The 24,881-nt window shown below is 61.9% G+C and carries 20 protein-coding genes; 10 read left to right on the forward strand and 10 right to left on the reverse strand.

All coding sequences use genetic code 11. The features are described 5' to 3' along the window. Nucleotides 1–338 precede the first annotated feature (338 nt). The 5 genes from FS767_RS11755 (at nucleotide 339) to FS767_RS11775 (ending at nucleotide 5,486) form a co-directional block, all read left to right on the forward strand. On the forward strand, nucleotides 339–1,358 hold the full coding sequence (locus FS767_RS11755; RefSeq protein WP_144965537.1) for a LacI family DNA-binding transcriptional regulator: 1,020 nt from the start codon (nucleotides 339–341) through the stop codon (nucleotides 1,356–1,358). Nucleotides 1,359–1,432: 74 nt separating this feature from the next. Further along, nucleotides 1,433–2,221: a sugar phosphate isomerase/epimerase gene (locus FS767_RS11760; protein WP_144965539.1), complete on the forward strand. Its 789-nt coding sequence runs from the start codon at nucleotides 1,433–1,435 to the stop codon at nucleotides 2,219–2,221. Then, the gene (locus FS767_RS11765; RefSeq protein WP_144965541.1) at nucleotides 2,214–3,179 is read left to right on the forward strand and encodes a sugar kinase; all 966 of its coding nucleotides are present in this window, start codon (nucleotides 2,214–2,216) and stop codon (nucleotides 3,177–3,179) included. Before FS767_RS11760 ends, FS767_RS11765 begins: the two co-directional genes overlap by 8 nt. Nucleotides 3,180–3,222: 43 nt before the next feature. Further along, entirely contained in the window at nucleotides 3,223–4,527 is a 1,305-nt protein-coding gene (locus tag FS767_RS11770) for an MFS transporter (RefSeq protein ID WP_144965543.1), read from the forward strand. Beyond that, the gene (locus FS767_RS11775) at nucleotides 4,524–5,486 is read left to right on the forward strand and encodes a D-glycerate dehydrogenase (protein WP_144965545.1); all 963 of its coding nucleotides are present in this window, start codon (nucleotides 4,524–4,526) and stop codon (nucleotides 5,484–5,486) included. Before FS767_RS11770 ends, FS767_RS11775 begins: the two co-directional genes overlap by 4 nt. A gap of 24 nt (nucleotides 5,487–5,510) precedes the next feature. Here FS767_RS11775 and FS767_RS11780 read toward each other — a convergent pair whose 3' ends face one another. From FS767_RS11780 to FS767_RS11800, 5 genes are all read right to left on the reverse strand, one after another. After that, complete coding sequence (locus FS767_RS11780) at nucleotides 5,511–6,461, reverse strand: endonuclease (protein WP_144965547.1); 951 nt, start codon at nucleotides 6,459–6,461, stop codon at nucleotides 5,511–5,513. 122 nt (nucleotides 6,462–6,583) lie between these two features. After that, nucleotides 6,584–7,579 (reverse strand): aldo/keto reductase, encoded by a 996-nt coding sequence (locus FS767_RS11785; RefSeq protein ID WP_144965549.1) that lies wholly within the window; start codon nucleotides 7,577–7,579, stop codon nucleotides 6,584–6,586. 94 nt (nucleotides 7,580–7,673) lie between these two features. Next, a complete protein-coding gene (locus FS767_RS11790) occupies nucleotides 7,674–8,525 on the reverse strand; it encodes a LysR family transcriptional regulator (RefSeq protein WP_144965551.1) in 852 nt (283 codons plus the stop codon). A gap of 79 nt (nucleotides 8,526–8,604) precedes the next feature. Further along, nucleotides 8,605–9,789: an MFS transporter gene (locus FS767_RS11795; protein ID WP_178102732.1), complete on the reverse strand. Its 1,185-nt coding sequence runs from the start codon at nucleotides 9,787–9,789 to the stop codon at nucleotides 8,605–8,607. A 158-nt stretch (nucleotides 9,790–9,947) separates the two neighbouring features. Then, a complete protein-coding gene (locus FS767_RS11800; RefSeq protein WP_144965552.1) occupies nucleotides 9,948–10,829 on the reverse strand; it encodes a LysR family transcriptional regulator in 882 nt (293 codons plus the stop codon). Between the two features lie 168 nt (nucleotides 10,830–10,997). Between FS767_RS11800 and FS767_RS11805 the strand changes: the two genes are divergently transcribed. After that, nucleotides 10,998–12,641: an acetolactate synthase large subunit gene (locus FS767_RS11805; protein WP_058604990.1), complete on the forward strand. Its 1,644-nt coding sequence runs from the start codon at nucleotides 10,998–11,000 to the stop codon at nucleotides 12,639–12,641. A 130-nt stretch (nucleotides 12,642–12,771) separates the two neighbouring features. Here the strand turns inward: FS767_RS11805 and FS767_RS11810 are convergent, their stop codons facing one another. Further along, complete coding sequence (locus FS767_RS11810; RefSeq protein WP_144965554.1) at nucleotides 12,772–15,318, reverse strand: HWE histidine kinase domain-containing protein; 2,547 nt, start codon at nucleotides 15,316–15,318, stop codon at nucleotides 12,772–12,774. A 199-nt stretch (nucleotides 15,319–15,517) separates the two neighbouring features. Between FS767_RS11810 and FS767_RS11815 the strand changes: the two genes are divergently transcribed. Beyond that, a complete protein-coding gene (locus FS767_RS11815) occupies nucleotides 15,518–16,132 on the forward strand; it encodes a thymidylate kinase (RefSeq protein ID WP_144965555.1) in 615 nt (204 codons plus the stop codon). Between the two features lie 23 nt (nucleotides 16,133–16,155). Here FS767_RS11815 and FS767_RS11820 read toward each other — a convergent pair whose 3' ends face one another. The 4 genes from FS767_RS11820 to FS767_RS11835 form a co-directional block, all read right to left on the reverse strand. Further along, nucleotides 16,156–17,163 (reverse strand): zinc-binding alcohol dehydrogenase family protein, encoded by a 1,008-nt coding sequence (locus FS767_RS11820; RefSeq protein WP_144965557.1) that lies wholly within the window; start codon nucleotides 17,161–17,163, stop codon nucleotides 16,156–16,158. Between the two features lie 259 nt (nucleotides 17,164–17,422). Then, nucleotides 17,423–19,684 (reverse strand): TonB-dependent siderophore receptor, encoded by a 2,262-nt coding sequence (locus FS767_RS11825; RefSeq protein ID WP_144965559.1) that lies wholly within the window; start codon nucleotides 19,682–19,684, stop codon nucleotides 17,423–17,425. 157 nt (nucleotides 19,685–19,841) lie between these two features. Continuing rightward, nucleotides 19,842–20,534 (reverse strand): DUF421 domain-containing protein, encoded by a 693-nt coding sequence (locus tag FS767_RS11830; protein WP_144965561.1) that lies wholly within the window; start codon nucleotides 20,532–20,534, stop codon nucleotides 19,842–19,844. Between the two features lie 267 nt (nucleotides 20,535–20,801). Beyond that, nucleotides 20,802–22,088, reverse strand: coding sequence for a DUF2254 domain-containing protein (locus FS767_RS11835; protein WP_144965562.1), 1,287 nt, complete (start codon nucleotides 22,086–22,088; stop codon nucleotides 20,802–20,804). Nucleotides 22,089–22,326: 238 nt separating this feature from the next. Here FS767_RS11835 and FS767_RS11840 point away from each other — a divergent pair, with 238 nt between their 5' ends. The 3 genes from FS767_RS11840 to FS767_RS11850 all read left to right on the forward strand — a co-directional run bounded on the left by FS767_RS11840 (nucleotide 22,327) and on the right by FS767_RS11850 (nucleotide 24,877). Then, nucleotides 22,327–22,632, forward strand: a complete 306-nt coding sequence (locus FS767_RS11840) for a DUF6482 family protein (protein WP_144965715.1) — start codon at nucleotides 22,327–22,329, stop codon at nucleotides 22,630–22,632. Nucleotides 22,633–23,228: 596 nt separating this feature from the next. After that, nucleotides 23,229–24,548 (forward strand): MFS transporter, encoded by a 1,320-nt coding sequence (locus tag FS767_RS11845; protein ID WP_144965716.1) that lies wholly within the window; start codon nucleotides 23,229–23,231, stop codon nucleotides 24,546–24,548. After that, nucleotides 24,545–24,877 carry a hypothetical protein gene (locus FS767_RS11850; protein WP_144965718.1) on the forward strand — a complete coding sequence of 111 codons (333 nt, stop codon included), beginning with the start codon at nucleotides 24,545–24,547 and terminating at the stop codon, nucleotides 24,875–24,877. Before FS767_RS11845 ends, FS767_RS11850 begins: the two co-directional genes overlap by 4 nt. The last annotated feature ends 4 nt before the right edge of the window (nucleotides 24,878–24,881 follow it).

Consider the following 24,881-nt stretch of genomic DNA (forward strand, 5'->3'; position numbering starts at 1 on the left):
GTACGGCGTGGTGAAATCTGGAAAGCCGTTCGACCCTCAAATCGCGCTTGCGAGGTGAGGGTCAAGACGGTATCTACCCGGAAATCGGCTAGCCTCAGAGGCGACGCTAGCAGTTGCTTCTGCAAAGTCCAAGCCTGCGCTATCTCAGCCAATACAGGACCAAGATAGATACCGTCTTAACCCTCAAATCGTACTTGGGAGGTAGAGGATCAAGACGGTATCTACCCGCAAACAGGCGGCACGGAGGATTCCCGATCAACGGTGGATTGACGCGCACAGGTGTTTTTGTTCTAGTGAAACCGGTTTCATCATGATCACAACAACCATAAGGTCCCATCATGAGCCCAGCACCCGCGCCAGTGCGCGACCGTGTCACCATCAGCGAGGTGGCCCGTGTCGCAGGCGTCTCGAAGGCCACCGTTTCCCGGTACATCGGGGGCGATCGCCAATTGTTGGCCGATGCCACGGCCCAGCGCCTGGGCGAGGTGATCGAGCAGCTTGGCTATCGGCCGAACCAGATGGCGCGCGGGCTCAAGCGCGGGCAGACACGGCTGATCGGCATGTTGGTCGCCGATATCCTCAACCCCTATTCGGTCGCCGTTATGCACGGCGTGGAGACGGCGTGCCGCCAGCATGGCTACAGCCTGGTCGTGTGCAACACCAACCGCGATGACGAGCAAGAGCGCCACCACCTGCGCGCCTTGCAGTCATACAACGTGGAAGGACTGATCGTGAACACCCTGGGCCACCACCCGGGTGAGTTGCTTACCGTCATGCGTGACCTGCCCATCGTGCTGGTCGACCGGCAGTTGCCTGAGCTCAACGCCGACCTGGTCGGCCTGGATAATGCTCACGCGATGCAGCAGGGTATCGAGCATCTACACGCCCGTGGTTACCGAAACATTCTCGCCATTACCGAGCCACTGGACGGTACCAGCTCGCGAGCCGAGCGCGTCCAGGCATTGACAGCCCTTGTCCAAACCCGTGCTGACATGCAGTGCCAGGTGGTGCCAACCGGCCCTGGATTGTCGCAAGCGCTCACCCGCTTCCTGGGGAGCGACGGCACCCGTCCCAAGGCACTTTTCACCCTCAATGGCGTTGCGACGCTGGCGGTGACCACCGCATTGCGCGAGGCCGGGCATGCGCTGTTCGGTGAGGTCGGGGTGATCGCATTGGACGACCTTGACTGGTACCCCTTGGTTGGCAACGGCATCACGGCCCTGGCGCAGCCCACCGAACGCATCGGTATGGCAGCCTTCGAACACTTGCTCAGTCGCCTGCACGGTGAACAAGGCGCCGCCCGGCGCATCGATTTCAAAGCGTCGCTGATCATACGAGGTTCCACCCACCCACGCTGAACACAACGGCGGCTTGCGGCTTGCCCGCGATGCCTGCCGTCTAAAAATGAAACCGGTTTCATAGGACAATAACAATGCATGCAAATCCTGTTTCCATCAGCCTGTCCAGCTACGGCGCAGACTTCGTCCGACAACGCGGCCAGGAACAGTTCATCGATCTGCTGGCCAGCGCCGGGGCAAGCCGCGTGGAGTTACGTGAGGAGTTGTTCTCATGTCAGCCCGACCCGACTGCTCTGGGTGCATTCATCGCCGGTGCAGGGCTGCAGTGTCTGTACTCCACGCCGCTGGAGCTCTGGTGCGCCCAAGGGATCCTCGCGCCCGAGTTGAAGGCCAAGCTGCGCATCGCCAAGGTACTTGGGGCTGTGGCGGTCAAGGTGTCCCTGGGGCATTACCGGGGTGACGTCGACATGCGGGCATTACGGGCGCTGCTGTCCGAGGACGGCCCGGTATTGCTGGTCGAGAACGACCAGACTGAGCACGGTGGGCGGATAGCGCCGCTCGTGGGTTTCTTCGAACAGGCACAGGCGTGCGGTGTGCGGGTCGGCATGACCTTCGACATCGGCAACTGGCAGTGGCTGGACGAGCCTGTGCTGGAGGCGGCCAACCGGCTTGGCCGTTGGGTCGAGTACGTGCATTGCAAGGCAGTGACCCGCCATGCCACCGGGCGACTGGCAGCCGCGGCACCCCAGGCGCCCGACCTTGAGCACTGGCAGCAGATACTGGCCCATTTCACACCTGGGGTGGTATGCGCGGTCGAATACCCGCTGCTCGGCGAAGACTTGCTGACCGTAACGCGCAGCCATGTACGTCAACTGTCCGCACTGGGTGCGCGCCATGACGCACGGGAGCTGAGCCATGCCTGATCATGACGTGTTGTGCTTCGGCGAGACCATGGCCATGTTCGTGGCCGATGATGTGGGGGATCTTGCACAGGTCGGGCGGTTCGGCAAACGCATTGCCGGTGCCGACAGCAATGTCGCCATCGGCTTGTCGCGGCTTGGCTTTGGCGTGCGCTGGATCAGCCGGGTAGGCAACGACTCGCTGGGGCGCTTCGTGCTCGACAGTTTGCGTGCAGAAGGGCTCGACTGCGCGGATGTGCAGGTGGACCCCACGCACCCAACCGGTTTTCAACTGAAGGCGCGCTGCGATGACGGCAGTGACCCTGTCGTCGAGTATTTCCGGCGTGGCTCTGCAGCCAGCCACATGAGCGCTTCGATGCTGGACCCGGCCTGGCTGCGCGCGGGCCACCTGCATGTAACCGGCATTCCGCTGGCGCTCTCGGATGGCTGTCGCACGCTGGCCCAGGCGTTGGTCAGCCAGATGCGCACAGCCGGTCGCACCATTTCATTCGACCCCAACCTGCGCCCGACGCTATGGCCCGACAAGCAGCGCATGATCGAGGAGATCAACGCCATTGCTGCCCAGGCCAACTGGGTGTTGCCGGGGCTGGAGGAGGGGCGTCTGCTCACGGGTCGTCAGACACCTGCCGAGATCGCCGGCTTTTACCTGGACCTTGGTGTGGACCTGGTGGTGATCAAGCTGGGCGAGGCGGGCGCCTATTACCGCAGCGCCAACGACGAGGGCCAGGTCGCGGCCGTACCCGCGCCATGGGTGGTCGACACCGTGGGCGCTGGCGATGCCTTCGCCGTCGGTGTGCTCAGCGCCTTGCTCGAAAGCCAGCCCGTCGAGCACGCCGTTGCCCGTGGCAATTGGTGCGGCAGCCGCGCCGTGCAATCGCGCGGTGACATGGAGGGCTTGCCGCGCCGGCACGACCTGACGACATACGAACTCCCACATAACCCTGAAATACGCACGGCCTGAATCACCTGTCGCACAAAAACAACAAGCTCAGGAGAAACTCACCATGAAACGTACAAGCCTGGCGCCACGCCGCTGGTGGTACATCATCCCCATCGTGTTCATCACCTACAGCCTTGCCTACCTGGACCGTGCCAACTACGGCTTCGCAGCAGCATCGGGCATGGCCGACGACCTGCACATCACCCCTGTGCTGTCCTCGCTACTGGGTGCGCTGTTCTTTCTGGGCTACTTCTTCTTCCAGGTGCCGGGTGCGATCTATGCCGAAAAGCGCAGCGTCAAGAAGCTCATCTTCGTCTGCCTGATCCTGTGGGGCGGGCTGGCCACGCTGACTGGCATGGTCAGCAACGTGTACATGCTGATCGGCATCCGCTTTCTGCTGGGCGTGGTGGAGGCGGCGGTGATGCCGGCCATGCTGGTCTACCTGTGCCACTGGTTCACCCGTGCGGAACGCTCACGCGCCAACACCTTCCTGATGCTGGGCAACCCAGTGACCATCCTGTGGATGTCGGTGGTATCGGGCTACCTGATCAAGCATTTCGACTGGCGCTGGATGTTCATCATCGAAGGCTTGCCGGCGGTGATCTGGGCGTTTTGCTGGTGGCGCCTGGTCGATGACCGGCCTGCGCAGGTTTCCTGGCTGAGCGAGCAGGAGAAAAATGATCTGCAACAGGCACTGGCGGCAGAGCAGCAGGGCATCAAGCCGGTCAAGAACTACCGTGAAGCGTTTCGCTCGCCGCAGGTGATCATCCTGTCACTGCAGTATTTCTGCTGGAGCATTGGCGTGTATGGCTTCGTGCTGTGGCTGCCCTCGATCCTCAAGCAGGCGGCCAACGTCGACATCGTCGAGGCCGGCTGGCTGGCCTCGGTGCCTTACCTGGCGGCGGTGATTGCCATGGTGGGCGTCTCCTGGGCCTCTGATCGGATGCAACGGCGCAAGCGCTTCGTGTGGCCACCGCTGCTGGTGGCAGCGCTCGCTTTCTACGGCTCCTACGCGTTGGGGACCGAGCACTTCTGGTTGTCGTATGTCCTGCTGGTGGTCGCCGGGGCCTGCATGTATGCCCCCTACGGCCCGTTCTTCGCGATCGTGCCCGAGATTCTGCCGGCCAACGTGGCCGGTGGCGCCATGGCCTTGATCAACAGCATGGGCGCGCTGGGCTCATTCGGTGGCTCGTGGCTGGTGGGATACCTCAACGGCGCCACGGGTAGCCCCGCAGCGTCGTACCTGTTCATGTGTGGCGCGCTGCTGTGTGCCGTTGCCCTGACCGCAGCGCTGAACAACTCAACCACCTCCGGGCGCGCCAAGACGCCTTGCCTGCGTCCGGCCACCCCCTTCAGGAACCCAACATGAATAAACGCATCGTGTTGTACAAGGCGTTGTCCCACGACTTGCTCGCGCGCCTTCAGGCCGCGGCAGAGGTCACCACCGTCGACCTGGCCCGCCCCGATGGGATGGCGCGCTTGCGTGATGCGCTGCCCGGCGCCCACGGCTTGCTAGGCGCCAGTTTGCGCCTGGATGCCAGCCTGCTCGACCTGGCGCCCGAGCTTGAGGTCATTTCCAGTGTGTCGGTGGGGGTGGACAACTACGACATCACCGACCTTGATCGACGCGGCATCGTGCTCACCAATACGCCCGATGTGTTGACCGAAACCACGGCCGACACTGGCTTCGCACTGATCCTGGCCACGGCCAGGCGGGTGGTGGAACTGGCCAACTGGGTGCGCGATGGTCATTGGCAATCAAGCCTTGGCCCTGCGCAGTTCGGCAGCGACGTACACGGCAAGACGCTGGGCATCGTCGGCATGGGGCGTATCGGCGAAGCACTGGCGCGGCGGGCGGCCGCGGGTTTCGGCATGCAGGTGATCTACCACAGCCAGCGACCCAAGCCTGACGTCGAGGCCCGCTACGGGGCCAGACGCGTTGCGCTGGACGCGCTATTGGCGCAGGCAGATTTCGTCTGCCTCACCGTCCCGTTGAGCGCAGCTACCGAGGGGCTAATCGGGCGCAAGGAACTGGCGCTGATGAAACCTGCGGCCATCCTGATCAACATCTCCCGAGGGCGTGTCGTGGACGAACAGGCGCTGATCGATGCCCTCGAAACACGACGCATCCGCGGCGCGGGCCTGGATGTGTTCGTTCAGGAGCCATTGGCGGTCGACTCGCCTTTGCTGCGGCTGGCTAACGTGGTGGCCACCCCGCACATAGGTTCGGCCACCGAAGAAACCCGGCAAGCGATGGCGCGTTGCGCTGTGGACAACATGCTCGCCGCGCTGGCGGGTAGACGCCCAGCCAACGCGGTCAACGGCTGATGCGCCGCCGCTGAGGATGGTCGATCAGCGGCAGTTGCCGGCTTTGCGGTAGCCCGCTGCCTGGGCTTCTACCTCGGTCGCGAAGGCGACCTGGTTCTTGGGCGCGACCTGGTGATAGCCCGGGCACCCGGCAGACAAGTGATACACGTGGCTGTTGCGGTTGCCCAGCACGGCGCCCACGGGGGCTTGGCTTGCTACGGTGGTACGGGCAGGCGCCGCCAGCGACGGCTGCACGCCATCGCCCGTGGGGGTGTAGTTCAGGGTCCACTTGCGTTCGCCCGTGACGAACGGGTTGGCGTGGCCCATGATGGCGGAAATGCGTCTGTCGCGCTCTTTTTCCCAGGCTGAAACGGGGTGCTGGCGGTCCCATGCCATCAGTAGCTGTTGCTGTTGGCGCGACATGTTCAAGCGGTAGCGATCGAACATGTAGAACGTGGTACGGGCGACCAGGCCCTTGACTTCATCCCTGGGCTCGGCCGAGCGCTGGGCAAAATCCACTTTGGTCGTGCACTGGCCATATTCGCCCTGGTTGCCACTGACCATGCCGTAGTTGAAATTGCTGCGGTCACCGTTGACCTCACCGACGGCAGGGTAGAGGTTGAAGAGGTCGGCCTCCATGGCGCGGAATACCGGGTCGCTGTCCACGCAGTGCTCCCGGCCACCGTTTCTCCAGCACTGGCGTTGGTTGCCGAAGGTATGGGCCGGCACGATGTGCTCCCACTCGGTGCGTTCGGCGCGGTTTTGCTGTTTGCGGGTCTGGTAGCCGCACGAAGCCGCGTCGATCCGTCCGCCTGACTTGCCTACCCATGTCCATTGGCAGCCGCAATACAGCTCGCCCATGGCGCTCTTGCCCTGGTCCATGTAGACCTGCTGCTTTGCCACGACCTTGGCTTCAGCAAAAGTGGAGGGCGGGTTTGCCCAGGCAGGGCTACTTAGAATCAGAAGTAGATGAAGGGCGTAACGCAATGATTTCATGGGTAAACAACACGCAGAGTACTGGGGCGTGCATTGTAGTACTTCTACCCAGAGCAGACAGCACGCATTGACCACCACGCGTAGGAAAACGGGTGGCCAATGGTCGCAGGGAAGGCGTGATGCTATTTGAAACCCGTGACTGCATGGGGCACGTAGGGTGCCTCGAGTCGAGCGGTCTCCTCAGCCGTCAGGCGCAGGTCGATGGCGGCCAAGGCGTCGTCCAGGTGCGCAGGCTTGGACGCACCGACGATGGGCGAGCTGACCCCTTGCTTGCCCAGTACCCAGGCAAGCGCCACTTGGGCCATCGGCACGCCACGCTCCTGGGCAATCTGTTCGACCACGTCGATGACGCGTCCGTCTTGCGCCTCGGTTTTCTCGAAGAATGACTGCCCGGACAGATCGGTGCGGGTCCGTTCGGTCTGCTGCCCGTTGGGGCGGGTCAGGCGACCACGTGCCATGGGGCTCCAGGGCATCAGCCCGACGCCCTGATCCAGGCACAGGGGAATCATTTCGCGCTCTTCTTCACGGTACAGCAGGTTCAGGAAGTTCTGCATCGACACGAAACGGCTCCAGCCGTTGCTGGCGGCTACCTGCTGCGCCTTGGCAAATTGCCAGGCATACATTGACGAAGCGCCGATATAGCGGGCCTTGCCCGCCCTGACCACGTCATTGAGCGCTTCCATGGTCTCTTCGATGGGTGTGGTGTAGTCCCAGCGGTGGATCTGGTACAGGTCGACGTAGTCGGTGCCCAAACGCGACAGGCTGGCGTCGATACTGGTCATGATCGCCTTGCGCGACAACCCTTGCTCATTGGGGCGGCTGGCGCCCTGCCACATGTTGGCCGGGTAGAACACCTTGGTGGCGATCACCGTCTCGTCACGCCGGGTGAATTCCTTGAGCAGTTTGCCGAGGATCACCTCTGAGGTGCCCGCGGAATAGCTGTTGGCCGTGTCGAAAAAGTTGATGCCCTGCTCGACGGCATGGCGAATGATGGGCCTGCTCGCGTCTTCGCCCAGTGTCCAAGGGTGCGTGCCGGCATCCGGCTCGCCGAAGGTCATGCAGCCCAGGCACAACCTGGAAATGTCCAACCCGGTGGTACCCAATTTCACGTATTGCATCAGTGTGTCCTCGTCAGCCTTTGAATAGGTGCAGCGTACCCGCGTTGGCCATGCGGGCAAATTCCGTGTTGCTGCAAGTGGGACCTGCAGGAATTCACAAGCGCAACAGGGGCTTGATCTGCTGGTGCAGGAAATCGGTCACTGCCTTTATCCGCGGCGTGGCGCGCACGTCTTCATGCACCGCCAGCCAGATCTCGATGCTCATGGTCTGCTCAGGCTGGCCAGCCACGGTCAACCCGTGCTCATGGGCCATGAAGGCGGGCAGGCAAGCGATGCCTATACTTCCGGCACACGCCTGGGCCTGGATGCGTAAGTCGTTGCTCAGCAGGGCGAAGGGTTGCTCGCCCGCCTGGCGGTTGAGCCACTGTTGCTGCGGTGAATGGGCCTGGGAGGCGTCATAGCCGATGTACCGGCGTGCAGAACCGCTGGCTTGGTAATCGGCACTGGCATACAGACGGTAGTCCAGGTGCCCGAGCAGGCTGACCACCAGGGTCGGCTCGGTGGGCCGTGACAGGATGATGCTGACGTCGGCCTCCCGCCTGGCCAGGGATGCCCGAGACTTGCTGCCCACCAGCCGCAGGCGCAGTTGGGGGTAGCGCTTGTAAAGGTCCCCCAGGCGCCTTGCGATGATGCTGCCCAGCAAGGCGGGCGGCGCCGAGAGGATCACTTCACCTTCTACCGTCTGTTGACCGGCGCTGGCAAAGTGTTCGAGGGCGAAGGACGATGCGGCCATCTGACCGGCCAACTCGCCCACGCGCTCGCCATCCTCGGTGAGCACATAGGCCCGTGCGCGGCGGTCGACCAGCTTCAGGTTGAGCGAAGCTTCGAGGGATGCGATCCGCCGAGCGACGGTAGCGTGGTCGACTGACAGTACCCTGGCGGCGGCAGACAGCGACCCGGTCGCGCAGAAGGTCGAGAAATGGCGTAGGTCTTCCCAATCGAACATGAGCGGGCTCGGCAGTTATAGGTCTGAGAGGGCCAGACACCGTCTTGGATACCAGCCCGTGCGGGAACGTAGCCTTGCCTCAAGCGCCGCCTTTCATGCGCCGTGCGACAACATAGAGCCCCAGCCCCAGCAGCGCCATGGCGGCGCCGATGTAGCCTGTACTGGTCCAGCCCAACCCCGCCGTGATCGCCATGCCTCCCAACCATGGGCCCAGGGCGTTGGCCAAGTTGAAGGCGGCATGGTTCGAGGCCGCTGCAAGGCTTGGGGCTTCGTGAGCGATGTCCATCAGGCGGATTTGCAAGGGCGCTGCCAGGGCGATCATGGTACCCACCAGGCCGATGCCCAGCAGCAGGCTCCACAGGTTCGCGGCGGCAAAAGTGAAGAACAGCAGGACCAACACCGACCACGCCAGCACCAGCCCCACGGCGCGGAACTGCAAGCGGTCGAACAATTTGCCGCCGACGATATTGCCGACAATGCCGCCCACGCCGAAGGCTGCCAGGCCAAACGGAATCCACTGCGGCGCCACGCGGGTCACTTCGAGCATGGTCGGGGCCAGGTAGCTGAACACGCAGAACATCCCGGCAAAGCCGATGGACGCAATGCCCAGCGCCATCCAGACCTGGGGCAGGGTGAAGGCCTTGAGCTCCTTGCGCGGGTCACTGCGCAGCTCATCATGACGCTGGGGCACGAAGCGCCACACCATGGCGATGGTGCACACGGCGATCAGCCCGACCAGCACGAACGCCGAACGCCAGCCAAAGTACTGGCCCAGGAAGGTGGCGATCGGGTTGCCCAACAACATGGCCAAGGTAAGCCCCATCATGACCCGAGCCACGGCGCCTGCGCGCTGGTTGTTGGCCACCATGCTCGAGGCCACGACTGCGGCAATGCCAAAGTACGCACCGTGAGGCAGGCCGCTGATGAAGCGAAACGCGATCAGCCCGCCAAATGAAGGGGCGAAGGCGGTGGCCAGGTTACCCAGCGCATACAGGCCCATCAGCAACAGCAGCATGTGCTTGCGCAGGATCTTGGCGCCAAGGATGGCCAGGGTGGGTGCGCCCACCATCACCCCCAGCGCGTAGGCGCTGATGGCGTGCCCGACCTGGGGTTCGCTCAGGTTCAGGTTACTGGCGATATCCGGCATCAGGCCCATGATGGCGAACTCACCGGTGCCAATGGCGAAGCTGCCCAGCGCCATGGCGGCTTCCATTTTTACGACCGTGCTTTTGCTGGGCAACGGGGAGGGTTCTAAAACTGACATCTGGCTCCTTGAAACATGCTGAAACGTTCAAGGGATGATAATGGCAACGCGAACGGTGCGTCGAGCCGCGCTGACTCGCTCGCCGACGCAATCAGCGGTCTTCTACGGGCGCAAAAGTAGGGCGAATGCGAGGTGGAGGACAGATGTACTCCATAGCGCTAGCGATCTAGATATTGACTCTGTCCGGCAAAGTCGATGAAGCGCTGGCTGGCCAGCGACAGGTACTCACCCGACCGCCAGCACAGCCGGAAACTCATCTGCTGGGCAGGCTCGAACGGCACGCCGACGATACCTGGCGTTCGTAATTGCACGGAGCGCAGCAATGTGGCCACGCCCATGTTGTCCAGTGCAGCCTGGACCACCAACGAAACAAAATTGCTCTGCAATGCCACTTGGTAGGTAATGCCGTGTTCGGCAAAGAAGGCGTCGAGCAACTGGCGCTGCACGAATGTACGGTCAAACACCACCATGTCGGTGCTGCGCAGGTCTTCGGCAGTCAGGCTTGCCTTGCCGGCGTAGGGGTGATCCGGGTGCATGCAGGCCAGCATCTCGTCGCTGCCCAACAGGATCGATTCCTTATCCGCGGGCACGCGGCGGGACTCGAGCAGCGCCAGGTCGATTTCTCGTTGCTCAAGGCGCTGGCCAATGTCTTCGGCGCTGCCCTCGAACACGGTCATGGCGATGCCGGGATAAAGCCTGCGAAAGGCGTTCATCAACCCGGGCACATAGTGCAGGCCGAACATGGGCGGGATCCCCAGCCGCACTTCGCCGCGCTTGAGGTCGGCCATGTCACGCAGTGCCTGGCGGGCCACGTCCATCTCCCGCAAGGCTGATGCGATGCGGGGCAGAAATTGCTCGCCTTCCACGGTCAGTACCACCTTGCGCGTGGTGCGGTTGAACAAACTGACGCCCAGTTCTTCTTCAAGGCGGGTCACGGCCATGCTCAGCGCAGGCTGGGCGATATGCAGGTGCTGAGCGGCCTTGGTGAAGCTGCCATGGCGGACGATTTCGACGCAACAACGCAGCGCCTTGAGATTCATTTAGGGCATTCCAGGATTGATAACGTTTTGTGATGCTCAGCATCATAACAATATATTTACTATTATTAACGCCAAGGCCTACGATGCGCGGCACTGAGACATCCTGCAACATCTCAGTCACGCAGCCAGCCGGCTGCATCCTCCCTGGATCTTGAGGTAGTACATTAAATGGCCAAGGCCGCCGATGTCGTTGTGCAATGCCTGGAAAACGAAGGTGTCGAGTATGTGTTCGGCATTCCCGGTGAAGAAAACCTCGACCTGCTCGAATCCCTGCGCAAGTCGAAAATCAAGCTGGTACTGACCCGCCATGAACAGTCTGCAGGCTTCATGGCTGCCACCTACGGTCGCCTGACCGGCAAGACCGGCGTCAGCCTTTCCACCCTGGGCCCTGGCGCCACCAACCTGGTCACCGCCAGCGCCTATGCCTACCTGGGCGGCATGCCGATGATGATGATCACCGGGCAGAAGCCGATCAAGAAGTCCAAGCAGGGCCGTTTCCAGATCATCGACGTGTGCGGCATGATGGACCCCATCACCAAGTACACCCATCAGTTCGCCTCGGCCGACAACATCCCGGCCCGCATGCGCGAAGCCTTCCGCCTAGCCGAGGAAGAAAAGCCGGGTGCCGTGCACCTGGAACTGCCTGAAGACATCGCCGCCGAGCAGACCGACGCCCTGCCTATTCCGCGCAGCCTGCACCGTCGTCCGCTGGCCGAGCACGTGGCCATCGAAGCGGCTGTGGAAAAACTGCAAAAGGCTCGCAGCCCGATTCTGGTGATCGGTGCCGGTGCCAACCGCAAGATGACGGCCAAGGTGCTCAAGCAGCTGATCGACAAGACCGGGATCCCGTTCATCACCACCCAGATGGGCAAGGGCGTGGTCGACGAGCGTCACCCGCGCTTCCTGGGCAACGCGGCGTTGTCGTCCGGTGATTTCGTGCACCGTGCGATCGAAGCGGCCGACCTGATCATCAACATTGGCCACGACGTGATCGAGAAGCCGCCGTTCTTCATGGTCCGTGGCGGCACCGAAGTCATCCACATCAGCTTCCGCTCCGCCGAAGTCGATGCCGTGTACTTCCCCCAGGTCGAAGTGATCGGCGACATCGCCAACGCCGTGTGGCAGATCAGCGAACAACTGACCGACACCGCGCACTGGGACTTCACCCGCCTGATGGCCATTCGTGAAGCCAACGAGGCGCAGATTGCCGAAGGCGGCGACGACGACCGCTTCCCGGTCTATCCACAGCGCCTGGTGGCCGATATCCGCCGTGTACTGCCTTCCGAGGGCATCGTGGCCCTGGACAACGGCATCTACAAGATCTGGTTTGCCCGCAACTACAAGGCGCACAAGCCCAACACCGTGCTGCTGGACAACGCCCTGGCGACCATGGGTGCCGGCTTGCCGTCGGCCATGGCCTCACACCTGGTCTATCCGGACCGCCCGGTGATTTCGGTGTGCGGCGACGGCGGCTTCATGATGAACAGCCAGGAACTGGAGACTGCAGTGCGCCTGGGCATGCACATCACCGTGGTGATTCTGCGTGACGACGGCTACGGCATGATCCGCTGGAAGCAGGCCAACATGGGCTTCACCGACTTCGGCCTGGACTATGGCAACCCGGACTTCGTCAAGTACGCCGAAGCCTACGGCGCCACCGGCCACCGTGTCGAAAGCGCCGAGGGCCTGTTGCCATTGCTGGAGCACTGCATCACCACCCCAGGCGTTCATGTGATCGACTGCCCGGTCGACTACAGCGAAAACGACCGCATTCTCAACAGCGAGCTGCGTGAGCGAGCGCTGGCGATCTGAAGCGTACCCACACGCTGTGGCTGATCGCTGTGTCGTTCATCCTGTTGCATCGACCAGATGCAACAGGCGGTGTAGATGTGATCTCCCGCTGTATGCGGCGGCCGCAATGGCCGCCGTGCTTTGAGCGTTTTCAGTCCTGGGGTTCAAGCAGGCCACGAAGGCTCATCACGATGGTACTCATGTCATAGGGTTTACGCGTGACCGGAATGTGCTTCAGGTGCGCGGGAATACTGATGCCATCGCCATACCCGGTTGCGAACAGGAAAGGGATGCGCCGACGTACCAATGCCTCGGCCACGGCGAGGGACGTACCTCTTCCCAGGTTCACATCGAGAATGGCGGCGTCGGGTGAGTGCCGCTCCAATATCTGCAAGGCTTCCTGTTCTGAACTGGCCGTGATGACGTGCTCGATGTGGGCGTCGTTGAGGATTTGCTCGAGGCCGATGGCAATGACCAACTGATCCTCCAGAATCATCACGCTCATGCCAGGTCGTGCGGCGAATGCGTCTGTCGAATCGATCAGGGGCGAGGCAGCAGCAGGCGCAGGCTCGGATTCCGCGACCGCCAGGTGCCGGGCTGGCAGCGTGAACAAGCCCTGAACCCCTTCAGGGTAGTATTCCACGCTACTGGTACCGCCCAGATCGAACGGGATGCTGCGCTCGATGAGGACCGACCCGAAACCTCGACGCCTGGGCACCTGCACCGGCGGGCCGCCGCTTTCCTGCCAGATGATGGCGCAAGCGCCTGCTGCGTCGATTGCCCAGTTGACACACAGCCGCCCTCCTGGGCATGACAGCGCACCGTACTTGGCGGCGTTGGTCGCCAGTTCGTGCAGCACCAGGGCCATTACCGAGTAGGCCCTGGCATCGAGAATTACGTTGGGGCCTTGCATGAAGATGTCGGCAATCGCCGTGCGATAAGGCGACAGTTCGGCATCGAGCAACATCGCCAGGCGCCCACCACCGTCACCCCGCACGACCTGGTCGTGGGCCAGGGACAAGGCCTGAATGCGGCCTTGCAGGGTGTTCACGTAACCCTTGAGCGTCTGGCCCTCGGCCGTGGGATGGGCGACCAGTGCACCAATCAGTGACAGGATATTCTTGACCCTGTGGTTGAGCTCCTCATTGAGCACGCGCTGGCGCACCTCGGCCTTGGAGCGCTCGCTGGCCAGCAGTTCGCTGTTGTGCAGCAACACCTCGACGATGGCAGTGCGAATGGCGTCCCCGAACTGCCGATCCTGCTCCGACCAGGGCGCAGATTGCTGGTGCACGGTCTGTTTCCAGATGGAAAAACTCGTGCGCGGCGTCAGCCGGTCGCCCATCGCGCCACTGGTATAGGTCTTGTTCGGGTCGCCCGCCCAGTCGAGGGTCTGCACCACTTCCTTGCGAAAGAACATGATGTAGTCCTGCGGGCGCTGCGAAATGGGGATGAGCAGCACGCCTGATACGTCGCTGAAGTAGGCCTGGGCCGCGGGATGGGCCAGGGACAGGCTGTTCGATGCCCACGTTCTGGCTCCGGCCACGCTTTCGGCAAAGCGCAGCAATTCTGGCACGCAGGTTCTAGGCGGAACGGTACCGGCACTCGACCAACGCCCTTGCAGCGAGATGCCGATGCCATCGCACGGGATCAGCGACATGAGCCTTGGCAGCCGGTCCTCGAAGAAGCTGTGCATGTCGGCCGCATGGTTGGCATCGCGTAGCATGAGGTCGAGCGTGTCGTGCACCTGCACGGCCGCTTCAAGTTGTTGCCGGCTGCGCAATGTTTCGATGTGCAGGGCAAAGAACTCGCCGAACATCTCGGCCGCCACTCGCCGGCCCATGGTCAGGTTGCGCGGCGAATAGTGGTGGCAGGCAATCAACCCCCACAACGCGCCATTGACAATGATCGAGATGGACATGGTGGCGCCCACGCCCATGTTCTGCAGGTATTCGCAGTGGATTGGGGAGACGCTGCGCAGGTGGGCATAGGACAGGTCCAATGGCTCGCCCGAAGAGTCCAGCACAGGCTCCAGGGCCATTGCTTCGAACTGCACGTCAGGGATGACCCGGATCGGGTTGCGCAGGTACAAGGCGCGTGCCTGCTGCGGGATGTCCGAAGCGGGAAAATACTGCCCCAGGAAGCTCTCGAGCGTACTGCGCTTGGCCTCGGCAATCACTTTGCCGGCGCCATCGGTGCCCAGTTGGTAGATCATCACCCGGTCGTAGCCCAGTACTGCACGGACAAACCGTGCGGCATCGCGGAACAGGCGGTCGGTCTGGTCGATTTCACGCAACTGCGCGATCAATGTGCGGGCAAGCTCGATGGGTTCCGCGACGTTTTGGCCGGCAGGCTCGAATTCCAGGATGGTGCTGCCCTTGAAGCGGTGCGCCGATACATCCACACGCCTGCCATCGGGCAGGGCGACTGCAAAGCTCAACGCCGGGCGCGAGCCTTCGCGTATGCGGGCCAGGGCATTGCGCAAGGTATGGGCGAGCTCCCCGCCAATCACGTCATCGAGTTTAAGGCCATTGAGTGGCAGCGCCGCCCCTAGTAACTGCGGCGCATTGACCGAGTGGCGCAAGATCACGGTTGCGGTGGCGTCGCAGGCCAGCAAGTAGCCGTGGGGCTGGATGCTGCCAGGAATCTGAATGGGTTCGCGGTCGCAATTACTCAGGTTTACCTGTGGGTCGAGGGTCATTAGCCATGCCTGTAGATGATGTAGAGGCTGCCTGCGCGGCCGCCGCTGTCAGCCTAGCAGCACACCCGCGTACGGCATAGCCGGTGAGTGCCCCGGATAGCAGTTTTGTGGGTGCCGGTCGTCTGCACGAGGTGCCCGCCCTTGTGCATGACAGGCTTCGATGGTTTCATGCGGCCCGTGATTGTGAAGGTAAACGCGCATGAATCGTCCGCTTTTCATCGCCATGGATGGGCCCAAGGGCACTGGCAAGACCACGCTGCTCGAAGCACTCACCCAGGCGTTGCGAGCCCAGGGCAACAAAGTGGTCAGGCTGTGTGAGCGCAACAATGATCCACAGCGCGCGCAGACTATGGAGTTGGTCAATCAGCTGGCCAGGCAGCCTTCGCCAGCGCTTGAGTGGCAGGTCTGCGAACAACTGGCTGAAAGTCGCGCCTGGATCACCCGGCACGTACTGCCGCGTCAACCTGGCGACAGCATTGTTCTGATCGACCGTTGGTACCCCTCGGACGCAGCGTTTCGCCGAACCGTGCCGTTCGATCAGGTATTGCGGTTGAACATCGAACGCGGCGTGCAGGTGCCTGACCTGCACGTTGCGGTGCTCACCACGGCGCAAACGTCCTGGGCGAGGGCGGCGGCACGCCGCCGGGGCCTCGGCAGCACGGTGATGCATACCTTGCAGGAGCAGATCGCAAGTACCCAGGCGTTCAGCCGTGCTGCAAACGAGCACGGCTGGTTGCTCTGTCAGAATGAAGGCGCCGTGACGGCTGCAGTCGACCAGTTGATGGAGTCCATCACGCCGCTGTTGCACGCCTGAACGCGACACTCAAGCCGCCGTGCTCAGAAGCCTTCCAGCACGATCTTGCCCCTGGCCTTGCCGCTCTCGATGACCGCGTGCGCCCGTTTCAGGTTGCTCGCATTGATCGTCCCGAAGTGTTCACCCAACGTTGTCTTGAGCACACCGCTGTCGACCATCTGGCTGATGCGGGTAAGCAGTTGGTGCTGCTTGATCATGTCGGGCGTCTGATAGAGCGAGCGGGTGAACATCAGCTCCCAGTGCAGCGACAAGGATTTGCGCTTGAGTGGGACCACATCCAGTTGGGCCGGGTCATCGATCAAGGCAAGCTGCCCTTGCGGGCGCAGGACCTCGATCAGTTGCTCAAGGTAGGTGTCGGTATGAGTCAGGCTGATGACGTGATCGACCGCTTCAATACCGTGTGCGCTGAGCTGGGCGGCCAGTGGGGCTGTGTGGTCGATGACCAGGTGCGCGCCCAGGTCTTTAACCCAGGCTTGGGTCTGGGCCCTGGATGCCGTAGCGATCACGGTCAGCCCAGTCAACTGGCGAGCCAATTGCACCAGGATCGAACCCACGCCACCGGCAGCGCCGATGATCAGCAGGTGCTGACCCTGACCGCCGTTTTCTTCGAGGCGCAGGCGGTCGAACAGCAGCTCCCACGCGGTGATGGACGTCAGTGGCAGCGCGGCGGCGCTGGCAGCATCCAGGCTGGACGGCTTGCGCCCGACGATGCGCTCGTCTACCAGATGGAATTCGCTGTAGCAGCCGGGGCGGTCGATGGCGCCGGCGTAGAACACCTCATCCCCTGGCTGGAACAGCGTCACCTGTTCACCCACCTCGCGGACAATGCCGACCGCATCCCAGCCCAGCACTTGTGGCTGGTCACCGCCACGGCTGGCGCGAATCTTGGTATCGACCGGGTTGACTGCGATGGCCTTGACTTCGACCAGCAGGTCTCGCGCACCGGGGGATGGTTTGGGCAGGTCTGCATCATAGAGCGATTGAGGGTCTTGCAGCGGCAAGCCGGGCTGCGAGTAAACGACAGATTTCATGGGGCAGGGCCTTGAGTGAAAAGGTACCTGCCTAGGCTATTCCTATCGTTTGCGAAGAAAAACAGGCTTAGAGGATTAATACTTTCTTTTCAGGAGTGAAAACGGGAGGGTAGTTGATGCGCGAAGGTTCAAACCTGAGGCCTGCATTGGCTCTAAGTTGTGAGGGGCCCGGCCTGACGGCGACGGGCTGCGAAGCAGCCCTGAAGCGGTGCATGGCACAACGCTTGCCGTCGGGGACCGGTTCGTGCGACGTGCGCGGTCAGAAATCGACCGATGCACTTAGAGACAGCGTACGTGGCGCACCGAGTACCAGATAGTTAGAGCCTGGATACCCACCAGCGGAAGCCCAATAGTCACGACCGGCCACGTTGTCCAGACGCGCACGCAGGGTGACATCCTTCTCGTCGACCTTGAAGCCGTAGCGGGCCCCCAGGTCCAGCCGCGTCCATGAAGGGATCTCGAGGTTATTGGCATTGTTGATGTACTGACGGCCGGTGTAGACCACTCGGCTGGTCAGGGTCAGGCCGTTCACACCTGGCACGTCCCATTCGCCACCGATGTTGGCCTGGGTCTTGGGCACGCCGATGGCCTGGTTGCCGTCGTCCTGACCGTTCTGGGTCTTGGTGAGCTCAGCATCGAGCAGGGTGACGCCGCCGAGCAGACGCACGCCGGGCGTCGGCTCGCCGAACACCGACAACTCGATCCCGCGGTTGCGTTGTTCGCCGCCTTCTTTGAAGACGAGGTCCTCGACGATGCTGACAGGCTTGCGGGTTTCAAACACTGCCAAGCTACCACCTAGACCACCGCCGTCGTATTTCACGCCTAGTTCCGTCTGCTTGGCAACGTAGGGCGCAAGGGAAGCTCCCGGATTGGATATCACGCCCTCGGAGCCATCGGGGAGTGTCGTCTTGGTGCCCGCGGTATCGCCTTTAGTCAGACCTTCAATGTAATTGGCGTAGATGGAGACCTGCTCGTTGATTTGATAGACGACACCGGCAACAGGAGTAGTTTCATAACGATTGTATTTAGATGTCTTGTTGCCCGAATCGTAGTCGTAACCCGTCACGTTCAGCCCCTGCCGGCGTGCGCCAAGGGTGACTAGCAACTGATCATTGAAGAATCCGAGGGTATCGGCGATGGCCAGGCTTTGGGTACGGGTCCTTGCTGTCACATGCGGGTCCGACATGGATCCTTTGCCCGGATTAGAAACAGGTTCAGCAACATCGTAAGAGTCATAGAGATCGTTGGCAAAACCACTGAAATTACCCGCCCAGGCATTACGGTCCTTGTTGTCGAACATCGAGCCGGACAGCACCCACTGATGCGACACCGGACCTGTTTGCAGGGTGTAGCGCATGCCCACCTCACCGGTGGCCACGGTCTCTTCCCGGTAATTGTCGAAGCGCGTTGAACGGGTCACGCCATTGGCGTCGGAGGAGGGGTTGGCCAGCACGTTCTTCTCTTCCCCCTTGCGCATGCCGATGGCAGCCCAGGTGGTGAGTGCATCGGAGAGGTCATACTCGGCACGGAAGGTGCCGAATGTTTGCTTCTCCTTGGAGTACGTCCAAGGCTGGCCGTAGTTTTTGTCGGCATCCGGCGGGCTGGGTACGCGGCCCGTAGGGGTGACGCTGGGCAGCGGGTTGTCGATGAAATGGTACTGGTGGCCGATGTCGGCCGAAAGCCGCAGACGCTCGCCTTGGTAGTCCAGGCCCAGGGCGAACATGTCCAGCGAGCGGTCCTGGTCCTGTACTGCGGTTTCACCGTCGCGCTTGGCCACGTTCACGCGAACGCCAAAACGGTCCAGCTCCCCGAAGCGCCGCGCCACGTCGGCCGAAACGGTACCGAAGCCCCGGTTTTCAACGCCAGCGGTCAGCCGGGTGAGGGGCTCGTTCGGGGCGCGCTTGGGCAGGATGTTGATGGCGCCGCCGATGCCGGTACCGCCCGGGGCAGCGCCGTTGAGGAAGGCGTTGGCCCCGCGGAATACCTCGACCCGCTCGATGAACTCCGCCGCCACATATTGACGCGGCAGCAGGCCATAGAGGCCGTTGTAGGCGATGTCATCGGAATACAGCGGGAAGCCGCGCATGACATACAGTTCCTGGAAGTTGCCGAAGCCACGGGCGACTCTCACGGAAGGGTCGTTCTGCAGAATATCCGCGACGCTGTGCGCCTGCTGGTCCTGGATCAGTTGATTGGTATAGGAGGTGGATGTGAAGGGCGTCTCCATGTAGTCCTTGTTGCCCAGGATGCCAACGCGCCCACCGCGGGCTACCTGGCCCCCTTCATATTCGGGTACCAAGCCATCCCTGGAGGCGTCGGCGCTGGCCGAGACTGCGGTCTCTTCAAGCTCCAGAACCGTACCGGTAGTGCCGGCCGCATTCACGGGCTGTGCGACCGGCACCGGGATTTCCAGTGCGTTCTGGGCAAGTGCGAGCGGTGAAGCCACGCTTGCGACCAACCCCAGGGGCAACCAGACGACAGTGTGCAACGCAGGCTTGCGGGCAAAATTTGGGAAGGGCATGTAAGAACCTGATGAAGGAATTGGGACGACAGGAAGTGGCCTTGCAGCAAGGTGCAGAATTATAGCGAGTGGGAATCGTTATCGCTAAGCTTTTGTTTGCATCGCCGGCTCAAGTTGTAACTCGGTGATTGCTCACGGATCTCGTGAGTCCCGGCCACTAACGGGTGCGGGTGGTCATCAGGGCGGGTGACCAACTGCGATGGCCACAGCGCGGGCAGGCAATGACGTCATGAAGTTGATGCTGTACCGGCAGACCACAACTGACGCAGCAATACAAACCTGCTGCAGGTGGGGCGTCGTATTCCAGGCGGTGTTCAGGTGGCAGCACTGACAGTCCCGGCTGAGTGTCTTCGGCTTTGTAGAAGTAGAGGCTCAGTTCGCCGTCGGTCTCAAGCAAACCCAACCGCACCTGGCCCAGGTGCTCCACCCCTTGCTGGCGCAGCTCCATGAACAACTCGTTCGAGGAGATGTTCAGGTTGCGCAACGAGTGAATTTCGTACTGCCCCTCCTTGACGACAGTGATCGGGAGGCCGTCGATCCAGGCTTCGCACGTCTTGCTCCGGCGCATCAGGTAGATCGTACCGCGATACAGGAACAGCAGCGTGACGAAGACCAGGGCCACCGGCAGCAATGGCACATCTTCGTAGAAGGTCACATCGCCGGCGGCCGAACCCAGGGTGAGGATAACGACCAGTTCGAAGCGCGAAAGCTGCTTGATGCCACGCCTGCCGCTGAACTTCAGAAACAGAAACACGGCGAGAAAGGCCGCAACCACGCGCATCATCACTTCCATCAGAAACGTGACGGGCAAGTCACCCAGCAGCATCCTTTGCAGATCGAATGACTCCATCAAGCGCCCTCCATCGCCACCTTGTGATCAATTGACCTAAGGGTAATGCCACGGTTCAGCCTGGGCTTGGCCATGGGCCGAGTAAGGGAGGGGGATTTTCGAGCGGGCAAAAGAAAGCCCGCTGCTAGTCGGGCTTAAGTCTTTCTCATGGGGATGAGTTGATAATCCACCTGGCAACGTGAAAATTCGGTGAAATAAAAGTCCCCATTGTGTAGAGCGCTAATTTGTGCGGCAAAGCCGATGAACGGTCAGATTCCAAGATGACCCTCAAGGCAGTTGCGCACGTGGCCACTCCAGGCTCTGGACCAAAGCCCGCAATCGCTGCTTGTCTTCTTCCAACGGCAATGCATGTTCGGCCCGCTTGAGCAACAAATCCACGTGCGCGATGCACGCTTGGCCAAAACGATCAGGCGCGATGTGCGCCAGGCTCGCCAGGGCCTTCACCAAGCGGATGTCCACTTCCAGCAAGCCGGCACCGTCCCGTGCAATCAGGGTGAAGAAGTCATCGAACATGTCGTCGACCGTTAAACCGCGCACATGCACGTTCTGAAACCGGCCATCGGTCGTAGTATCCGGCGCTTGCCGTGCCCATGTGGAAAAGCAGCGTACCCCACGGCCTATGACGTCGATAACCGTGCCAGAGTCGTTGGTCGCAGGAGACAGCGCGCGTGAAGCAATCTCTGCCAGCACCGAGAGCCCGAAGCGCGGGTCCTGGCCATAGGTGCGCCGTGCACCGAGCGTCACTGCAGCCAGAATCTCAGCTTCAAATTCTGCGCGATTGCCTGCCTGAACGCTGCACACGGCGCGTGCCAGTACAGTACCGTGATGCACGAAGCTACCCGGCAGCACTTCCAGGTAGATTACGGCATTGTGCTTGTCGGCTGCGTGGGCGAGGGCGCTGACATCGACGTGTTGTACATAGCCGATGTCATCGCAGGTAATCGGTACTGCGTCCGGGTCAACCTGCGTAGCATCCGTGTAGGGTTGTGCCCCCAGGTAAGGCCACTGCGCGCGGCGCTTGAGCGCTGCAATGGCCGCATCCTCAACGCGGTCGATGGTTTCCCCCACGCGGCCAAGCTTGGACAAGTGATCGATCCAGCGCAGCAGGGTGTACACGATCAGTACGATCATCACCAAGGTCACTGCAAACAACACTACACGGCCCTGAGCGCCATAAATGCCCGTACTCAGGGCGATGATGCCCACCAGGCTGAACAGAAAAGAGCCAATGAACGTCGCCAGGGCGTTCTGAGTAGTGGCGTCCTCCATTACCAGGCTGGTCGCGCGAGGTGTCACGCCACTGCTGGCGGCGCTGTAGGCCGATACCATGGTGCTGAGCGAAAACGTGGTCACCGCCAGCATGCTGGAGGCGATGATGCCCAGGATCTTGTCGACCGAGTCCGCCCCGACTTTCGCCGGCAACGACGCCGGGACCATGTCGCGCAAGGCGATGGCCAGCAGCGCGGTGAGTACACCGATCAGGGAAAACAGGCTGGCGCGAAACCACAGCCTTTTCGTCGTTTGCGCAAGTGCCCAACGCCAGCGAGCGATCATGGTTGTCAATCTTCCTTAGAGGTAGGCCGCGTCAGGGTGGAGCTCTGCGGCATCGCCACGATTGAGTCCAAGTGCGGGCAGATAGTTTCGCGACCCGTGTTCGGGTTTTGCAAACGAGACGGAACGACGGCAGCGCTGCGGTATCCTTATACAAGGCGCTGGATTTGTATAAGTGCGAGCGCTCGACGTTGTCCATCAAGCCCGATGCAGGCCGCGCCTGCCGGATGGAGTATCTGCCATGAACCTAGAGCAACTGAAGCAACTGGCCACTGCCGGCACCGTCACTGAGCTCGAACTGCTGTCGCTCGAAGGCGGCCTTTACGTACTGCGTGCGTTGACGCCCGACGGTCCGCAGACGTTCAGCGATGCCCAAGGGCAGGCGGTACGCCTGCGGTCGATGACGGAGCTGCGCGAGCTACTGGCCGATGTGCCGCCTGTGCCATGCATGCTGGTGCAGCATGTGGTGCATGACGAGATGTGCGGCCAGCGCGATGGCCCCCTGGCGCCGCTGCGCGTACCCGTGACGCTGGCACAGCAGTGGTAGCTCAGCCGGTGCAAACGATAGACGAGAGCCGCCTGCAAGCCTGGCAAGCCCTGTCGCAGTTCTTTCTGGACACCCAACTGACAGAGTCGAGCCTGGCGTGGGTGGCTAGGGCCATGGCCCAGAGCCCCTACACGCTTGATCAATTGCACAGCATGCTGTGGCATGAACTGTATCCTGCATTGCATTGGAACCTCAGGTCCATGGCCGGCGAGTGGGCAGGCTGGACGGATGAGTTCTTGATCGAGCACGTTAAGGTGCGGCCGTTCGAGCCGGCAGTTGCGCGCTGCGGGGCGGTGGGTGATGAGATAACACGGAGCTGGGAGCGGGCCGTGGCAAAGATGAGACCGTGCGCAAACCCCAGCTGAGCAGCCCGTAATGCCGCAGCCTGTTAATGGAACGCACGACGGCCCACCGTATGACTCGCTATGCATGCATCAGGCGCATGCAAGCTAGAAACAATTAGCGCTGTAGCCGGGTTCTGCATGCAGGTAACGTGGCCTGCATGCTCACCTCCCAAGGGGCATGCCCTCATACAACAACAATAACGAGCGCTCGGCGCCGCCCTTGGCGCGCGCGTCTGCGGCTGGAGATCACACATGTCTGTGCAATCCAACAGTGCCAGCGTCACAGTGCATTTAACAACCTCAGCCGTCGTCGCCAGCTCGGGCGCCTGGTCTACGTTACTGATCCTTACCGCCATCTACGCCATTAACATTGCCGACCGGTACGTACTTTCTACCTTGATCGAGCCCATCAAGCACGAGTTCCAGCTCAGCGACGCGGCTGTCGGGTTTCTGACTGGCGTGGCACTGGCCATTTTCTACGTCGCTGCAGGCTTGCCACTGGGCGCCTTGGCCGACCGGACGAATCGCAAGCGCATGGTCGGTGCAGCGGTGGCGGTGTGGTCAGCAATGACCGTACTGTGCGGGCTCAGCAGTGGTTTCTGGCAGCTGCTGCTGGCGCGTATCGGCGTCGGCGTCGGGGAGGCAGGGGGGACACCGCCCAGTCACTCGATCATCGCAGACAAATTCCGCCCGCAACTGCGCGCATTCGCACTCTCGGTGTACGGCATAGGCGCCAGCGTAGGCGCCTGGTTCGGCGCATCCGGCGCAGGTTACCTGAACGATGCCCATGGCTGGCGTACCACGCTGCTGGTATTTGGCTTGTGCGGCCTGCCGTTTGCTCTATTGGCCTGGTTATGTATTCGCGAGCCCAAACGCGTGGACGATGGCCTGCAGCCAGGTACCGTGCTTGATAAGGGCAGCGACAATGGTTTCAAGGCAGCCCTGGCCTACACCCTGCGCCACCGCGCACTGCTGCACCTGATCGCCGGGGCAACGGTGGTGACCTTCTGGGGCTGGGGGATTCTGTGGTGGGCCACCTCCTTCCTGGTTCGCAGCCACGGCCTGTCGGTGGGGGAAGCGGGGGCGCTGCTTGGCCCGATCCATGGTATCGCCGGGACAGCGATGATGGTCATCACCGTCGTCGTCATGCTGCTGCTGCGCAGTCGACCCTTGTCTGGCCAGGCCCGCTTCGTCGCCTGGACCACGCTGTTGGGCACGCTGTTCTCCGTGGCCCTGTTCATCACCCGTGATCTTGCGGTGAGCCATGTGCTGTTGTGGTTGTTCGTGCCAGTCACCTATATCTACATCGGGCCTTCGATCGGTCTGCTGCAGAACCTGTACCCAGCTGCTATGCGCGCCAAAGGCTCCGCCATCCTGCTGTTCACCGCCAACATTGCCAACCTGGCCATCGCGCCGCAGTTGATAGGGCTGCTTTCGGACCTGATTGCACCGCATCTGGCCGACCCCGCGCAGTCGCTGCGCTACGTGCTGCTGGGCTGCGCATTCACAGGCTTCTGGGCCAGCTACCACTACTGGGCCTGCGCCCATCACATGCAGAAGGAAATCCAATGACCCGGCCATTGGCGGTCACCGCCGAACACGTGCGTTACCACCCAAGGCCCCTGTCGGGCAGCTCAAAGGTGGAGATGGGCTGGGCGGTCGAACAAGGCCCGCTTTTAGCAGGCTTTGCGCGCTGGGATGGGGACAACGGGCCATTCAAGACGCTTGATTATGATGAGGTGTTGATGGTTGTCGAGGGCCATTTTGGCTTCGAACTTCCATCGGGCGAGCGCTTTGAGGGTGGACCGCAGACCACCCTGCGCATCCCTAAGCACACACCGGTCAAATACTTCGGCACCCAGGCGAAGGTATTCTTCGTCATCACGCCGCCAGGGGAGTAGTGGC

Source organism: Pseudomonas sp. DE0010, from assembly GCF_007680745.1.
In the GTDB taxonomy this organism is placed as follows: domain Bacteria; phylum Pseudomonadota; class Gammaproteobacteria; order Pseudomonadales; family Pseudomonadaceae; genus Aquipseudomonas; species Aquipseudomonas parafulva_B.

Excerpts from the sequence above, each read along its gene's own strand:
- FS767_RS11755 (WP_144965537.1), top strand. The coding sequence starts at position 339 with ATGAGCCCAGCACCCGCGCCAGTGCGCGACCGTGTCACCATCAGCGAG.
- FS767_RS11760 (WP_144965539.1), top strand. The coding sequence starts at position 1,433 with ATGCATGCAAATCCTGTTTCCATCAGCCTGTCCAGCTACGGCGCAGAC.
- FS767_RS11765 (WP_144965541.1), top strand. The coding sequence starts at position 2,214 with ATGCCTGATCATGACGTGTTGTGCTTCGGCGAGACCATGGCCATGTTC.
- FS767_RS11770 (WP_144965543.1), top strand. The coding sequence starts at position 3,223 with ATGAAACGTACAAGCCTGGCGCCACGCCGCTGGTGGTACATCATCCCC.
- FS767_RS11775 (WP_144965545.1), top strand. The coding sequence starts at position 4,524 with ATGAATAAACGCATCGTGTTGTACAAGGCGTTGTCCCACGACTTGCTC.
- FS767_RS11780 (WP_144965547.1), bottom strand. The coding sequence starts at position 6,461 with ATGAAATCATTGCGTTACGCCCTTCATCTACTTCTGATTCTAAGTAGC.
- FS767_RS11785 (WP_144965549.1), bottom strand. The coding sequence starts at position 7,579 with ATGCAATACGTGAAATTGGGTACCACCGGGTTGGACATTTCCAGGTTG.
- FS767_RS11790 (WP_144965551.1), bottom strand. The coding sequence starts at position 8,525 with ATGTTCGATTGGGAAGACCTACGCCATTTCTCGACCTTCTGCGCGACC.
- FS767_RS11795 (WP_178102732.1), bottom strand. The coding sequence starts at position 9,789 with ATGTCAGTTTTAGAACCCTCCCCGTTGCCCAGCAAAAGCACGGTCGTA.
- FS767_RS11800 (WP_144965552.1), bottom strand. The coding sequence starts at position 10,829 with ATGAATCTCAAGGCGCTGCGTTGTTGCGTCGAAATCGTCCGCCATGGC.
- FS767_RS11805 (WP_058604990.1), top strand. The coding sequence starts at position 10,998 with ATGGCCAAGGCCGCCGATGTCGTTGTGCAATGCCTGGAAAACGAAGGT.
- FS767_RS11810 (WP_144965554.1), bottom strand. The coding sequence starts at position 15,318 with ATGACCCTCGACCCACAGGTAAACCTGAGTAATTGCGACCGCGAACCC.
- FS767_RS11815 (WP_144965555.1), top strand. The coding sequence starts at position 15,518 with ATGAATCGTCCGCTTTTCATCGCCATGGATGGGCCCAAGGGCACTGGC.
- FS767_RS11820 (WP_144965557.1), bottom strand. The coding sequence starts at position 17,163 with ATGAAATCTGTCGTTTACTCGCAGCCCGGCTTGCCGCTGCAAGACCCT.
- FS767_RS11825 (WP_144965559.1), bottom strand. The coding sequence starts at position 19,684 with ATGCCCTTCCCAAATTTTGCCCGCAAGCCTGCGTTGCACACTGTCGTC.
- FS767_RS11830 (WP_144965561.1), bottom strand. The coding sequence starts at position 20,534 with ATGGAGTCATTCGATCTGCAAAGGATGCTGCTGGGTGACTTGCCCGTC.
- FS767_RS11835 (WP_144965562.1), bottom strand. The coding sequence starts at position 22,088 with ATGATCGCTCGCTGGCGTTGGGCACTTGCGCAAACGACGAAAAGGCTG.
- FS767_RS11840 (WP_144965715.1), top strand. The coding sequence starts at position 22,327 with ATGAACCTAGAGCAACTGAAGCAACTGGCCACTGCCGGCACCGTCACT.
- FS767_RS11845 (WP_144965716.1), top strand. The coding sequence starts at position 23,229 with ATGTCTGTGCAATCCAACAGTGCCAGCGTCACAGTGCATTTAACAACC.
- FS767_RS11850 (WP_144965718.1), top strand. The coding sequence starts at position 24,545 with ATGACCCGGCCATTGGCGGTCACCGCCGAACACGTGCGTTACCACCCA.